Source organism: Photobacterium sp. GB-56 (assembly GCF_003026105.1).
Classification (GTDB): domain Bacteria; phylum Pseudomonadota; class Gammaproteobacteria; order Enterobacterales; family Vibrionaceae; genus Photobacterium.
On sequence record NZ_PYNW01000001.1, the window covers coordinates 248,862 to 263,111 of the forward strand.

At 41.1% G+C, this 14,250-nt stretch carries 13 protein-coding genes and 1 pseudogene; 9 read left to right on the forward strand and 5 right to left on the reverse strand.

The features are described from left to right. From fldA to C9J42_RS01250, 3 genes and pseudogenes are all read right to left on the reverse strand, one after another. The gene (fldA, locus tag C9J42_RS01240; RefSeq protein ID WP_107205571.1) at positions 1 to 528 is read right to left on the reverse strand and encodes a flavodoxin FldA; all 528 of its coding nucleotides are present in this window, start codon (positions 526 to 528) and stop codon (positions 1 to 3) included. Positions 529 to 721: 193 nt separating this feature from the next. Then, positions 722 to 938: pseudogene (locus C9J42_RS21575) on the reverse strand (DUF2788 domain-containing protein). Between the two features lie 172 nt (positions 939 to 1,110). Next, a complete protein-coding gene (locus tag C9J42_RS01250; RefSeq protein WP_107245590.1) occupies positions 1,111 to 1,875 on the reverse strand; it encodes an alpha/beta fold hydrolase in 765 nt (254 codons plus the stop codon). Positions 1,876 to 1,979: 104 nt separating this feature from the next. On the opposite strand from C9J42_RS01250, the gene seqA reads away from it, so the two are divergent. Both seqA and pgm read left to right on the forward strand, forming a co-directional pair. Beyond that, positions 1,980 to 2,525, forward strand: a complete 546-nt coding sequence (gene seqA / locus C9J42_RS01255) for a replication initiation negative regulator SeqA (protein ID WP_107245703.1) — start codon at positions 1,980 to 1,982, stop codon at positions 2,523 to 2,525. A gap of 37 nt (positions 2,526 to 2,562) precedes the next feature. Continuing rightward, complete coding sequence (gene pgm / locus C9J42_RS01260) at positions 2,563 to 4,209, forward strand: phosphoglucomutase (alpha-D-glucose-1,6-bisphosphate-dependent) (RefSeq protein ID WP_107301594.1); 1,647 nt, start codon at positions 2,563 to 2,565, stop codon at positions 4,207 to 4,209. A 55-nt stretch (positions 4,210 to 4,264) separates the two neighbouring features. Here the strand turns inward: pgm and C9J42_RS01265 are convergent, their stop codons facing one another. Next, complete coding sequence (locus tag C9J42_RS01265; protein WP_107259389.1) at positions 4,265 to 5,053, reverse strand: DUF1853 family protein; 789 nt, start codon at positions 5,051 to 5,053, stop codon at positions 4,265 to 4,267. A gap of 127 nt (positions 5,054 to 5,180) precedes the next feature. On the opposite strand from C9J42_RS01265, the gene C9J42_RS01270 reads away from it, so the two are divergent. Both C9J42_RS01270 and C9J42_RS01275 read left to right on the forward strand, forming a co-directional pair. Further along, a complete protein-coding gene (locus tag C9J42_RS01270; protein WP_107205575.1) occupies positions 5,181 to 5,378 on the forward strand; it encodes a DUF2517 family protein in 198 nt (65 codons plus the stop codon). A gap of 155 nt (positions 5,379 to 5,533) precedes the next feature. Further along, entirely contained in the window at positions 5,534 to 6,292 is a 759-nt protein-coding gene (locus C9J42_RS01275) for a Nif3-like dinuclear metal center hexameric protein (protein ID WP_107205576.1), read from the forward strand. An 84-nt stretch (positions 6,293 to 6,376) separates the two neighbouring features. Here the strand turns inward: C9J42_RS01275 and C9J42_RS01280 are convergent, their stop codons facing one another. Then, a complete protein-coding gene (locus C9J42_RS01280; RefSeq protein WP_107205577.1) occupies positions 6,377 to 7,666 on the reverse strand; it encodes a citrate synthase in 1,290 nt (429 codons plus the stop codon). Positions 7,667 to 8,056: 390 nt separating this feature from the next. Here C9J42_RS01280 and sdhC point away from each other — a divergent pair, with 390 nt between their 5' ends. From sdhC to sucA, 5 genes are all read left to right on the forward strand, one after another. Then, on the forward strand, positions 8,057 to 8,458 hold the full coding sequence (gene sdhC, locus C9J42_RS01285) for a succinate dehydrogenase cytochrome b556 subunit (protein WP_107205578.1): 402 nt from the start codon (positions 8,057 to 8,059) through the stop codon (positions 8,456 to 8,458). Beyond that, positions 8,452 to 8,799 carry a succinate dehydrogenase, hydrophobic membrane anchor protein gene (gene sdhD, locus C9J42_RS01290; protein WP_045148138.1) on the forward strand — a complete coding sequence of 116 codons (348 nt, stop codon included), beginning with the start codon at positions 8,452 to 8,454 and terminating at the stop codon, positions 8,797 to 8,799. Before sdhC ends, sdhD begins: the two co-directional genes overlap by 7 nt. Further along, the gene (gene sdhA / locus C9J42_RS01295) at positions 8,800 to 10,566 is read left to right on the forward strand and encodes a succinate dehydrogenase flavoprotein subunit (RefSeq protein ID WP_107205579.1); all 1,767 of its coding nucleotides are present in this window, start codon (positions 8,800 to 8,802) and stop codon (positions 10,564 to 10,566) included. Between the two features lie 15 nt (positions 10,567 to 10,581). Continuing rightward, positions 10,582 to 11,295 (forward strand): succinate dehydrogenase iron-sulfur subunit, encoded by a 714-nt coding sequence (locus C9J42_RS01300; protein ID WP_005370542.1) that lies wholly within the window; start codon positions 10,582 to 10,584, stop codon positions 11,293 to 11,295. 117 nt (positions 11,296 to 11,412) lie between these two features. Continuing rightward, positions 11,413 to 14,244, forward strand: coding sequence for a 2-oxoglutarate dehydrogenase E1 component (gene sucA / locus C9J42_RS01305; protein ID WP_107205580.1), 2,832 nt, complete (start codon positions 11,413 to 11,415; stop codon positions 14,242 to 14,244). Positions 14,245 to 14,250 lie beyond the last annotated feature (6 nt).

Genomic DNA, 14,250 nt, shown 5'->3' on the forward strand with positions numbered 1-14,250 from the left:
TTAATCAGCAAGTTCTGCTAAGCACATTTCATCATAAATTTGCTCAACCCATTGCTTAACACGCTGTGCTGTAAGCTCTGGTTGGCGATCTTCATCAATACATAAACCTACGAAGTGGTTGTCATCAACAAGTGCTTTTGAAGCTTCAAACTCAAAGCCTTCTGTTGAGAAGTTACCCACAACAGTTGCACCGCGACCTTCAACGATGTCACGCACAGTACCCATCGCATCACAGAAATATTCTGCGTAATCTTCTTGGTCACCACAACCGAAGATAGCCACAAGTTTAGTTGAAAAATCAACTTGCTCAAGCTCTGGGAAAAAGTCATCCCAATCACACTGTGGTTCACCGTAGTACCAAGTAGGAATACCAAGTAGCAATAGATCAAAGTTGTCGATATCTTCTTTGCTGCTTTTTGCGATATCTTTTACTTCAACTAGCTTGTCACCAAGTTGCTTTTGAATCATTTTAGCGACAGCTTCGGTATTACCTGTGTCGCTACCAAAGAAGAGTCCAACGCTTGCCATAGTAGAGATTACCCGTATATAAATAGTTAACTGCTGCATCGCAGTTTACAGAAATCAGTAGAAACGGTGCAATGATAATTACTGTTTACTGACGTTTTGTATATTTTTTCGTCTAAACGGTAGCATTACCCGCAAGAACTAAGTGTTTAGGTGTTGATATAATCATCATAAGTTACACAATTAACGCTAATAATTAAATCCCAGTACCTTCCCATCTTAGCTGAATAATGCCTTTGGTTATAAATCCAGCACAGCCAGAAATTAGACTAGCCGAACAACTTTTTGTCTAAAAGGAGGGACATTACCTTGTTTTAAGAAATCTTTTATTGCCATACCGAGAAAGAAAAAATAGTGGTAAAAACAAGATCCAGCCCAATAGATTTAATTAAGTCTATGTATCCATAAAGCATAACAAATCCTTTTGATATATACCCAAGTAACCTCAAAATACTTGGTATTTAAAGTCATTCAGGTATATCAATCTAGTGAGACTATAGCATAGTTAAAAAAGGTATTTAACACTGTGGTTATGCAATATCTCGTTGCTAGTGAGCATGCTAACAACGAGATAAGCCATGTTATTTATTTATCAAGGAAGTTTGTGATGATACGGGTCACCGTTTCAGGTTTTTCGGCATGGAGCCAATGTCCAGTATTTGCCACCATATGTGCTTTGGCGTGAGGGAATTGGCGCATAATTTCATCCCGATATTCTGGCATGATATAGTCAGATTCTTGGCCTTTAATAAATAATGTCTTGCCTTTGAATGGCTCTACAGCAGGCTGCCAGCCCATAATGGTGCTGTAGTTGGCAATAATCCCATCAACATTAAATCGCCATTGGTAATGTTCACCCTGTTTGGCGAGAGATTTAAGTAAAAATTGTCTAACACTGGCGTCTTCAACATATTGAGCAAGAAACTGTTCGGCCTCACTACGCTTGGTAATGGTATGTTTATTCACTTCTTGTAAACCATTAAACACATTTTGATGCCGATGTGTTTGATAGCTAACCGGAGCCATATCCAATACAACCAAATGTTCTAAGTGATTTGGTGCTAATGCAGCCAATGCCATGGCTACTTTTCCACCCATTGAATGACCAATTACCGAAAATTGATCAATATCTAATTGGTTGATCACATTCAGCACATCTTGTGCCATATCCTGATAGGTAAAATGATCACTGTGTGGGGACAATCCATGGTTACGAAGATCAACGCTAATTACTTTATAGTTATTTTTCAAATATCTGGCTAAAAGCCCTAGATTAGCAGCACTGCCGAATAAGCCATGGATCAAAATGATCGTTTTTCCATCGCCTTCAACTTGATAATGAAGATTCACTGACTATTTTCTCTAATTAGTTGTGGTATTTACCGTAGAGTATAACCTCGGATCAAGCTATAATCGTAGCCAGATTTTTTAACGGAACGATAATGAATAATACGATGAAGACTATTGAAGTAGACGAAGAACTATATCGTTATATTGCTAGCCAAACTCAACATATTGGTGAAAGTGCTTCTGATATTTTGCGTCGCTTGCTTATGGTACCTGAAGAGCAACTACTACAGCAGCCTGCTGTGGTAATGCCTGTTCGTCCGAAAGGGATCGTTGTTAGTAAAGATGCTGGCAATGTACCAACGATGGATCGTGTTAAAGAAATGCGAACAGTATTGATCTCTGATGAATTTGCCGCACAAGAAAAAGCAATTGGTCGTTTTATGATGATCTTGTCTTCTTTGTATAGCATTGATGCAGAAGGCTTTGCTGAAGCTGCTGCAATTAAAGGTCGTACCCGCGTTTACTTTGCTCATGATGAAGAAACGTTACTAGCAAGTGGTAAAACGACGAAACCTAAGTCGATTCCATCAACACCATTCTGGGTGATTACAAATACAAATACTGAGCGTAAGCGTCAAATGATTGACCAGCTGATGACTAAGATGGGATTTGGTTCAGACATTATTGATAAGGTATGTGGCGAAATCTAATTGTCAGATATTGAGGTCAAATAACAAGGATAAAACTATGGCTATTCATCCTCGTGCTGGGCAACGAGCTCAGCAAGAAGATATGCATAACATTCCAGCACTTATCGCTAATTATTTTCTTATAGAGCCAAGTGCTCAAGATGCATCTCAGCAAGTAGAGTTTGGTACTTCAGGTCATCGAGGAACAGCAGATAAAGGCACATTTAATCAGCATCATATTTGGGCCATTGCACAAGCCATTGCTGAAGTGCGTGCTGAAAATGGAGTGATGGGGCCACTTTTTTTAGGAAAAGATACCCATGCATTATCAGAGCCTGCTTTTACTTCAACATTAGAAGTACTTGTTGCTAATAATGTTCAAGTTGTTATTCAACAAGGTAAGGGATATACCCCGACACCTGGCATTTCTCACTCTATCCTTTGTTACAACAAAGCACATGATGATAAAGCTGATGGTATTGTTATCACGCCATCGCATAATCCACCTCAAGATGGCGGTATTAAATATAATCCTGTCCATGGTGGACCCGCTGAAAGTGAATTAACAACAGCTATTGAACGCCGTGCTAATGAAATCATTGCAAACGGTTTGGTAGATGTTAAGCGTGTATCTATTGTCGACGCTTTAGCTTCACAACTTGTTGTTGAGCAAGATTTAGTTGCACCGTATGTCGCAGATCTTGTAAATGTTATAAATATGGACGCGATTCAAAAATCAGAGCTGAAGTTGGGTGTAGATCCTCTTGGTGGTTCTGGTATTGAATACTGGCGTCAAATTGCCGCATATTATGCGCTAGATCTAACACTTGTTAATGAATCTATTGACCCATCATTTCGTTTTATGTCATTAGATAAAGATGGCGTAGTGCGTATGGACTGTTCATCACCATATGCAATGGCTGGGTTACTGGCGTACAAAGATAATTACGATCTAGCGTTTGGTAACGATCCTGATTACGACCGTCATGGCATCGTAACACCTGCAGGTTTAATGAATCCTAACCATTATCTTGCCGTATGTATTGATTACTTATTCCGTCATCGTAACGATTGGGCTAAGCAAGTTGCAGTGGGTAAAACACTAGTATCTAGTGCGTTGATTGATCGTGTTGTTGCAGCATTAGGCCGTGAACTTGTTGAAGTTCCAGTCGGTTTTAAATGGTTTGTTGATGGCTTATTTAGCGGTAAGTTAGGTTTTGGCGGTGAAGAAAGTGCGGGCGCATCTTTCTTACGTAAAGACGGCACGCCTTGGTCAACAGATAAAGACGGTATTTTACTGTGTTTATTAGCTGCAGAGATCACTGCTGTAACCGGTAAAACACCGCAAGAATATTACGAAGAGTTAGCAGATAAGTTTGGACGTTCAGAATATTCTCGTTTGCAAGCTGTCGCGAATAAAGAGCAGAAAGCGGTATTAAGTAAGCTTTCTCCCGAAATGGTTTCAGCTGAAACACTAGCTGGTGAACCAATCACCGCACGTCTAACTCATGCGCCAGGTAATGGTGCTGCGATTGGTGGTTTAAAAGTGACGACTGAAAATGGTTGGTTTGCTGCTCGTCCATCGGGTACAGAAGATATTTACAAAATCTATTGTGAAAGCTTTAAGGGCAAAGAACATCTAGTGCTTCTTGAGCAAGAAGCACAGGAAATTGTCAGTAAAGTCTTTGCCGACGCAGGTTTATAACCTGTTATATGGATAAAGAAAACGCCCACAATGGGCGTTTTTTTATATATGAAGCTTATGTTCTCAATTCACTATTATGCTTTGGCCAGTGATTCGGAACGATAAACCATACTCTATCTTTTTTATCAACAGCCTGTGTTGGTACGGTAATTTGATTTGGGTCGAGATATTTATCAAGTTCAGCGAAAGCTGGTGGCGCGATCCACTGTTTTTTCGTCAATACTTTCAAAACTAGATGTGCAGCATCAGACTGATAACACCATAATCCTGTGTTAGCCTTTGGGTTGATAATAATAGTTGAGCCTTGCTGAGGTTCAGGCCAAGCGTGAAATAATCGCCCCTGCATGATGAGTCGACGTTTGGTTGGCTGTTCATCAAAGGTAGTTTTAAATGCATCATGCTCACTCAGTCTGAGTTGATGTTCAATCATTCGATTGGTTTTCTTATCGAGATTGTCTTTAGCATTTGGTCCTGGCCAGCTATTGTTATAGGCGAGATAAAATTTGATGGCGACTTCCCAATGTTCAATTTCATCAGTCCGTAAGTTTTTAACCAGAAAATCAATAGAGCCAACAGTCTGTTTATGCCAATGAAGTTGGACTTCTTCTTCCATCAATTCGTAATGAGGGTGAGAAATAATTAATTGCTGCCATAGCCATTGATAGTAAAACCCTAAGCGGCGATTTCCAGTATAGGGCGCTATGCAGGGAAGTTGTGCGTCGCGATTAAATACCTCAAACCAAGTGTCGTCACAGACATAGTCGTATGATGAGATTAAATTTGGCATATTGAGTGCAGCGAGATAATCCTTCGTTAATTGTTTATCTATTTCTTTTTGTAACATTCTTACATAACTCGCTTGTATATAGGCGTATGACACAATATTGACGAAAAGTTACACGAAAATCTGTAGTAATATTTCATAAACTCGATTAAAGTGGTGACAGATTTAGTCATAAAGAGATTCTGTTATGTACACTCAGTATTCAAAGTTCAATATTACTTTTCGTCGCGTTTTTGTTGTACTAGCAGGACTGCTTTCATTACCTGTTTTACTTTTATTACCTGTCAATAAACGTACGCGTATGGGTAGTTTCTTACATCGCTACTGGGTGCAAACTAGCGCTCAGCCTGTATGGCTTAAAAAAATTGAGCAAGGCTTAAAATAATTTCCATGTAATATGAAAAGCTGCCATTGGCAGCTTTTTTTATACCATTTATTTACTGTTAATACAGAGAAAACTCTTAATATAAAGATAGCTTTAGTAAACTAATATCGTAGTATTAAAAAAGATTTTAGTTATAAGATTAAGGACAACATTAGATGAATAATTTTGCTTTAGAAACCGTACTTAATGAGTTTCTTTCTCCTCACTTGATCAAAGATTATTGTCCTAATGGGTTACAAGTTGAAGGCAAACCCGACGTTAAAAAAATTATTACTGGCGTAACGGCTTGTCAGGCACTGATTGATAGAGCTATTGAAGAGAAAGCCGATGCAATTGTTGTCCACCATGGCTTTTTTTGGAAAGGTGAGCCTGCTGAAATTCGTGGTATGAAATATCGACGTATTAAAGCGTTGATTGAAAATGGGATTAATTTATATGCTTATCATTTGCCATTAGATGTACATACGCAAGTTGGCAATAATGTACAGTTAGCCCAACGTTTAGATTTAGACATCACTGGTGGTTTAGAGTTAGGCAATCCTCGTTCAGTTGCGATTTATGGTGAGTTAGATCAAGCGATCTGTGGTGAGGATTTTGCGGCAAGAATTGCGATGGCACTTCAACGCGAACCATTACATATCGCACCGAGTTCATCTCATTTAATAAAAAAAGTGGGGTGGTGTACTGGTGGCGGGCAAGATTATATTGAATTAGCCGTTCAGCAAGGCTGTGACGCCTTTATTTCGGGTGAAGTATCTGAAAGAACCACGCATATTGCACGCGAATTAGGTATTCATTATTTTGCTGCGGGTCATCACGCCACAGAGCGTTATGGTGTAAAAGCATTAGGTGAATGGTTAGCACAAGAATATAACTTTGATGTGGCGTTTATCGACATCGATAACCCAGTATAGGCTAGCTAGTCTTTTGATAGATGAAATAAAAAAGGTTGAGTATTTAAACTCAACCTTTTTATTTATCATCACTTTCAAGAAAATTTATTCGCGCTCATGAAGAGGCTTAAATTCTCTAAATGATTCACCAGTATAAAGCTGACGAGGTCGACCAATACGATTTGTTGGATCACTGTGCATTTCGTTCCAGTGAGCAATCCAACCAATGGTACGAGACATCGCAAAGATCACCGTAAACATTGATACTGGAATACCAATCGCTTTTAAAATAATACCAGAGTAGAAATCTACGTTAGGGTATAATTTCTTACTGACAAAGTACTCATCAGAAAGCGCAATACGCTCAAGTTCCATTGCAACATCTAGTAATGGATCTTCAATCTTCAGCTCTTCAAGCACTTCATGACAAGCTTCACGCATCACGGTTGCACGAGGGTCGTAGTTTTTGTAAACACGGTGACCAAAGCCCATTAGGCGGAATGGGTCATCTTTATCTTTTGCACGCTCAATGAACTCAGGAATGTTTTCTACAGTTCCGATTTCTTCAAGCATCTTAAGACAAGCTTCATTAGCACCACCATGCGCAGGCCCCCAAAGAGATGCAATACCTGCCGCAATACAAGCAAATGGGTTAGCACCAGAAGAGCCCGCAAGACGAACCGTTGACGTTGAAGCATTCTGCTCGTGATCTGCGTGTAGGGTAAAGATCTTATCCATAGCACGCGCAACGACAGGGCTTACTTCATATTCTTCACAAGGTGTTGCAAACATCATGTGAAGGAAATTTTCCGCGTAATCAAGATCATTACGAGGATAAATAAATGGTTGTCCGATGGTGTACTTATGACACATTGCCGCTAATGTCGGCATCTTAGATAACAATCTAAATGCTGCAATCTCACGGTGTGTATCGTTGTTAATATCAAGAGAGTCATGATAAAACGCAGATAAAGCACCAACAACACCACACATTATAGCCATTGGGTGTGCATCACGACGGAAGCCATGGAAAAAGCTCGCGATTTGTTCATGCACCATGGTATGGCGTGTAACTGTTGTTCTAAACTGCTCGTATTCAGCTCGGGTAGGGACCTCACCGTATAACAAGACAAAACAAACTTCTAAATAGTCTGCGTTATTGGCTAATTGATCAATCGGGAAACCTCTGTGAAGCAAGATTCCTTCTTCGCCATCAATGTATGTAATTTGAGATTCACACGAGGCTGTTGCTAGAAAACCTGGGTCAAATGTAAAAAAGCCGTTTGCACCAAGTTTACGCACATCAATTACATCTTGGCCCTCAGAGCCCCCGATAATCGGCAGTTCGATAGGTGCTTTCCCTTCAACATGAAGAGTAGCTTTCTTATCTGCCATAACAATCTCCTTTGCTATTTTTATAATCCTAATCCGATGCGGATGTGCATTTGTTGTACCGTCAGGCGCAACTTTTGTCAATTATTGTGCTTCTTTGTGTGCGCTTGTTAATAACTTTAAATCAAAAAGTATTAATTTATGAGAATCGTGTTTGACATCATGTAACTGGAATTGTTTTTGAATGTTACGGGGCGTATAGTGAGGCAAGGTCTCTGGTTATACTACCCGCCAGGATTTTACAAACATGTGTCATTTATTTTTAAGAGTTAGGTAATGACGTTTACAACGTCTGCTCAACATAATAATAACCTAATATTGAATTTTTGTTGCACTTGTTTGTTGGCTTGTACGTATATCTCAGAGAATTTAATAAAAAAATAAATTGCTTCAATGGAGCTGAGTGGGCAAACCGTGAAAGTAAAAAAGCCAAGACCTGTCAATCTCGACCTACAAACGATTCGCTTTCCGCTTACTGCGATAGCGTCAATCCTACACCGCGTTTCAGGTGTGATTACATTCGTATCCCTTGCCATCTTGCTGTGGCTGCTAAACCTATCTTTATCTTCTCCTGAAGGTTTTACATCCGCTGTTAGTGTTACTGATAGCTTTTTTGTGAAATTTATCCTGTGGGGAGTATTGACCGCATTGTTTTATCACATTGTTTTAGGTGTCCGTCATTTGTTGATGGATTTAGGTTATTTCGAAGAAATGGACACAGGCATTGCAAGTACCAAAGTTAGTTTTGCAATTGTCGCTGTACTAGCAGTATTTGCAGGAGGCTTAGTATGGTAAATAACGTATCTTCCGTCGGCCGTAATGGTATACACGATTTTATTCTGATCCGCGCTACAGCGATCATTTTGACCCTTTACACCGTATATATGGTTGGTTTCTTTGCGTTTGGCCCTGAGCTAACGTTTGAAACTTGGAGTGCATTCTTCAATCAAATCAGTACCAAAGTTTTTACTATGCTGGCTTTGGTTTCCATTCTTGTACATGCTTGGATTGGTTTGTGGCAAGTGTTAACAGACTACATTAAACCTGCCGTTTTAAGAGTGGGATTGCAGTTTGTTGTTGTAGCAATTCTTTTTGTTTACCTATTTGCGGGTTTCTTTATTGTGTGGGGTGTGTAAGTGAGCATTGCAGTTCGTGAGTTTGATGCCGTTGTTATCGGTGCTGGTGGTGCGGGTATGCGTGCCGCATTACAAATTTCAGAGCAAGGACTAAAATGTGCCTTGCTATCAAAAGTGTTCCCTACGCGCTCTCATACTGTATCTGCGCAGGGCGGTATTACTGTTGCGCTGGGTAATTCACACCCAGATAATTGGCAATGGCATATGTATGACACAGTAAAAGGCTCTGATTACATTGGTGATCAGAATGCTATTGAATACATGTGTCAAAATGGCCCTAAGTCAGTTATTGAATTAGAAAAAATGGGGCTACCGTTTTCGCGTTTTGACAACGGTACTATCTATCAACGCCCATTTGGTGGTCAGTCTAAAGAGTTTGGTGGTGAGCAAGCTGCGCGTACAGCCGCTGCTGCTGACCGTACTGGTCACGCGTTACTTCATACGCTTTATCAGCAAAATATTAAGCATCAAACGACGATTTTTTCTGAGTGGTATGCGTTAGATTTAGTAAAAAACCAAGATGGTGCAATTTTAGGTTGTACTGCTTTGTGTATGGAAACTGGCGAGATTTGTTACTTCAAATCTAAAGCTACTATCCTTGCAACAGGCGGCGCTGGCCGTATTTACGCTTCGACAACAAATGCGCACATTAACACTGGTGACGGTGTTGGTATGGCGCTTCGTGCTGGCGTGCCAATGCAAGATATGGAAATGTGGCAATTCCACCCAACGGGTATTGCTGGCGCGGGTGTACTGGTAACTGAAGGTTGTCGTGGTGAAGGTGGTTATCTTTTAAATAAAGATGGTGAACGCTTCATGGAGCGTTATGCACCTAATGCTAAAGATTTGGCTGGTCGTGATGTGGTTGCACGTTCAATGATGGTTGAGATCCGTGAAGGTCGTGGTTGCGATGGCCCATGGGGACCTCACATTAAATTGAAACTTGATCATTTAGGTAAAGATGTTCTTGAATCGCGTCTACCGGGTATTTGTGAATTATCGCGTACCTTTGCCCATATTGATCCTGTTAAAGAGCCGATTCCAGTTATTCCTACTTGTCATTACATGATGGGTGGGGTACCGACTCAGGTATCAGGCCAAGCCCTTAAACAAACAGCATCTGGTGTTGATCAAGAAGTACAAGGTCTTTTCGCTTGTGGTGAGATCGCATCTGTATCTGTGCATGGTGCTAACCGTTTAGGTGGCAACTCATTACTTGATCTGGTCGTCTTCGGTCGTGCAACGGGTTTACATCTAGGTGAAACGTTGGCTGCACAAACAGAAGCTCGTCCTGCCACAGATTCTGATATAGAAGCCTCTTTAGCCCGTGTTAACCGTTGGAACACTACGCAAAAAGGTGAAGATCCTGTTCAAATTCGTAAAGATCTTCAAAGTTGTATGCAAAACAACTTCTCGGTTTTCCGTGAAGGTGATGCGATGGCAACGGGTCTTACAGAGCTAAAAGAAATTCGTGAACGTTTAAAGCATGCGCGTTTAGATGACACTTCTTCTGAGTTTAATACACAACGTATTGAATGCTTAGAGCTTGAAAACTTAATGGAAACAGCAATGGCAACGGCAGTCGCGGCTAACTACCGTACTGAAAGTCGTGGTGCTCATGCTCGTTTCGACTTCCCTGAACGTGATGATGCTAATTGGTTATGCCACTCTATTTACAACCCTGAGACAGAAGCTATGTCTAAGCGTGATGTAAACATGTCGCCAGTTCATCGTGAAGCTTTCCCGCCGAAAGCACGTACTTACTAAGGGAGGATAGATAAGATGAAACTCAACTTCTCAATATATCGCTATAACCCTGATGTGGATAATGCGCCACACATGAAAGGGTATACCTTAGAAGTGCCAGAAGGCTCAGATATGATGGTGCTTGATGCACTTATTCTGTTAAAAGAGCAAGATTCTACGCTGTCTTTCCGTCGTTCATGTCGTGAGGGTGTGTGTGGTTCTGATGGCATTAATATGAACGGTAAAAATGGTTTAGCGTGTATTACACCATTATCAGCTTTAATGGATAAGAGCACGATTGTTATCCGCCCTTTACCGGGATTACCAGTTGTTCGTGATCTGATTATCGACATGGAACAGTTCTACACCAATTATGCAAAAGTAAAACCTTTCTTAATTGATGATGGAGCAGTTCCACCGGCTCGTGAAAACCTCCAAGCGCCTGAAGATCGCGCGCAGTTAGATGGTTTGTACGAATGTATTATGTGTGCATGTTGCTCGACATCATGCCCATCATTTTGGTGGAATCCTGATAAATTTATTGGACCTGCAGGCTTATTGGCAGCATATCGATGGTTAATTGATAGCCGTGATACAGCAACAGATGAACGATTATCAAATCTTGATGATGCATTTAGTGTTTTTCGTTGCCATGGCATAATGAACTGTGTAAATGTTTGTCCTAAAGGACTAAATCCAACAAAAGCGATTGGTCACATTAAATCAATGCTGCTTAAACGAGCAGTATAAAAAAATAATATCGATATGCCGGTGACGTTAATTCAATGAATGAGTAATTGATCCGGCCTTAATGCTCTGATTAAACAATCGGTGTAAACGGCGATAACTAGTGGTTAAGGGAAAATAATGCAGAACGGCGTTATGAAGGCATGGCTTGAGTCTTCACATTTAGCTGGCGCCAATGCGACTTACGTAGAAGATCTCTACGAGTTGTATCTTAGCGACCCAGAATTAGTTGACGAGCAATGGCGTGATATTTTTGTTGAATTACCGGTAGTCAATGAGACTGCTGTAGAACAACCTCACTCACGTGTTCGTGATTATTTCCGACGTTTAGCGAAAGAAACCAACTTTTTAAGTGCTACCGTCAGTGATCCAGATGTAGATGCGAAACAAGTAAAGGTATTGCAACTTATTAATGCGTACCGCTTCCGTGGGCATCAAAATGCAAAACTTGATCCATTAGGATTATGGCAGCGTGATTTAGTTCCAGATCTTGATCCAGCATTCCATAATCTTACTGATGAAGATTTTAATGAAACATTTAATGTAGGCTCGTTTGCTGTTGGTCAAGAGACCATGAAGCTTTCTGAAATTTATGCTGCGTTAAAGAAAACATACTGTGGCTCTATTGGTGCAGAATACATGCACATTACAGATACTGAGGAAAAGCGTTGGATCCAACAACGTCTTGAATCGGTAATGGGGCACGGTTCCTTCTCACAAGAAGAGCAACTTTCATTTCTTGATGAATTGACCGCAGCTGAAGGTCTTGAGCGTTATTTAGGCGCGAAATTCCCTGGAGCTAAGCGATTCTCATTAGAAGGTGGTGATGCACTTATTCCAATGATGAAAGAGTTGATCCGTCACGCTGGTTCTCAAGGTGTACGCGAAGTTGTTATTGGCATGGCCCACCGTGGTCGCCTAAACATGTTAGTTAATGTATTAGGTAAAAAGCCACAAGACTTATTTGATGAGTTTGCAGGTAAGCACGGCGAAAGCTGGGGTACGGGTGATGTAAAATATCACCAAGGCTTTTCTGCAGATTTTGCTACACCAGGTGGCGATGTTCACCTTGCTCTTGCCTTTAACCCATCTCACCTTGAAATTGTAAACCCAGTTGTTGTGGGTTCTGTCCGCGCTCGTCAAGATCGCTTAGGTGATGATACGGGTTCTAAAGTATTACCTATTACACTCCATGGTGATTCAGCGATTGCTGGACAGGGTGTTGTTGCTGAGACGTTCAATATGTCTCAAGCACGTGGTTATGGTGTTGGCGGTACTATTCGTATTGTCGTCAATAACCAAGTTGGTTTTACGACCTCTAATCCAAATGATACCCGCTCGACAGAATACTGTACTGATATCGCTAAGATGGTGCAGTCACCTATTTTCCACGTTAATGCTGATGATCCTGAAGCGGTTGCTTTTGTAACTCGACTTGCGTTTGATTTCCGTAATGAATTTAAGCGTGATGTTGTTATTGATTTGGTTTGTTACCGTCGTCATGGTCACAATGAAGCGGATGAGCCGAATGCAACTCAGCCTCTTATGTACCAAAAGATCAAAAAGCATCCTACGCCTCGTAAGATTTATGCCGATTACTTAACCGACACTGGCGTGTTTGGTTTAGATACGGCAACAAGCTTAGTCAATGAATATCGTGATGCGTTAGATCGTGGCGAGTGTGTGGTAAAAGAATGGCGTCCAATGCATCTTCATACAGTTGATTGGTCACCGTACTTAGGCCATGACTGGACAGTTGATTGGAATAACAAAGTGCCTGTTGAGCGTTTAAAAGAGTTAGGTGCTCGCCTTTGCCAATATCCAGATAGTCATGTTTTACAGAGCCGTGTTCAAAAGCTATATAACGATCGCGTCGCTATGATTGCGGGTGAAAAAGCGTTTGATTGGGGTATGGCTGAAACATTGGCTTATGCCACATTAGTTGACGAAGGTAATCGTATTCGTATTACAGGCCAAGATTCTGGTCGTGGTACCTTCTTCCATCGTCATGCTGTACTGCATAACCAAGAAGATGCTAGTACTTATGTGCCGTTAGCTAATCTTCACAATGGACAAGGTCCGTTTGAAGTGATCGACTCAGTGTTATCTGAAGAAGCGGTATTAGCCTTTGAATATGGTTACGCAACGGCTGAGCCTAGTGGTTTGACGGTATGGGAAGCGCAATTTGGTGATTTTGCTAATGGTGCTCAAGTTGTGATTGACCAATTCATCAGTTCTGGTGAGCAAAAATGGGGGCGTATGTGTGGTTTAACCATGCTGCTACCACATGGTTATGAAGGTCAAGGCCCAGAGCACTCATCGGCACGTTTAGAGCGTTACTTACAATTGTGTGCAGAGCAAAATATGCAAGTTGTTGTTCCATCAACACCTGCACAGGTTTACCACATGATCCGTCGTCAAGTGGTTCGTCCAATGCGTCGACCATTAATTGTAATGTCGCCAAAATCATTGCTGCGCCATCCGTTATGTACATCTACGTTAGACGATTTAGCTAACGGTACTTTCTTACCTGCGATTGCTGAAGTTGATGATTTAGCACCAAATAAAGTGAAACGTGTGGTTTTCTGTTCAGGTAAAGTTTATTACGATTTACTGGAGCAACGCCGCAAGAATGAACAAGAGGATGTGGCGATTGTTCGTATCGAGCAACTGTACCCATTCCCGAAAGAAGACGTTGAAGCTGCAATTGCTGAATATAAGCACGTAACTGATTTTGTTTGGTGTCAAGAAGAGCCGCAAAACCAAGGCGCGTGGTATTCAAGTCAACATAACTTCTATTCTGCGTTACCAGCAGGTGCGCGTTTAAGTTATGCCGGACGTCCAGCATCAGCCTCACCGGCGGTAGGTTACATGTCGGTGCATTTGAAACAACAAAAAGCACTTATAGAAGACGCTTTAACAATTGCTCCTCAAGAGCAAAATAATAATTAGAACTGG

Coding starts and splice junctions, on each gene's coding strand:
- fldA (WP_107205571.1), bottom strand. CDS start 528: ATGGCAAGCGTTGGACTCTTCTTTGGTAGCGACACAGGTAATACCGAA.
- seqA (WP_107245703.1), top strand. CDS start 1,980: ATGAAGACTATTGAAGTAGACGAAGAACTATATCGTTATATTGCTAGC.
- pgm (WP_107301594.1), top strand. CDS start 2,563: ATGGCTATTCATCCTCGTGCTGGGCAACGAGCTCAGCAAGAAGATATG.
- C9J42_RS01265 (WP_107259389.1), bottom strand. CDS start 5,053: ATGTTACAAAAAGAAATAGATAAACAATTAACGAAGGATTATCTCGCT.
- C9J42_RS01270 (WP_107205575.1), top strand. CDS start 5,181: ATGTACACTCAGTATTCAAAGTTCAATATTACTTTTCGTCGCGTTTTT.
- C9J42_RS01275 (WP_107205576.1), top strand. CDS start 5,534: ATGAATAATTTTGCTTTAGAAACCGTACTTAATGAGTTTCTTTCTCCT.
- C9J42_RS01280 (WP_107205577.1), bottom strand. CDS start 7,666: ATGGCAGATAAGAAAGCTACTCTTCATGTTGAAGGGAAAGCACCTATC.
- sdhC (WP_107205578.1), top strand. CDS start 8,057: ATGGAGCTGAGTGGGCAAACCGTGAAAGTAAAAAAGCCAAGACCTGTC.
- sdhD (WP_045148138.1), top strand. CDS start 8,452: ATGGTAAATAACGTATCTTCCGTCGGCCGTAATGGTATACACGATTTT.
- C9J42_RS01300 (WP_005370542.1), top strand. CDS start 10,582: ATGAAACTCAACTTCTCAATATATCGCTATAACCCTGATGTGGATAAT.
- sucA (WP_107205580.1), top strand. CDS start 11,413: ATGCAGAACGGCGTTATGAAGGCATGGCTTGAGTCTTCACATTTAGCT.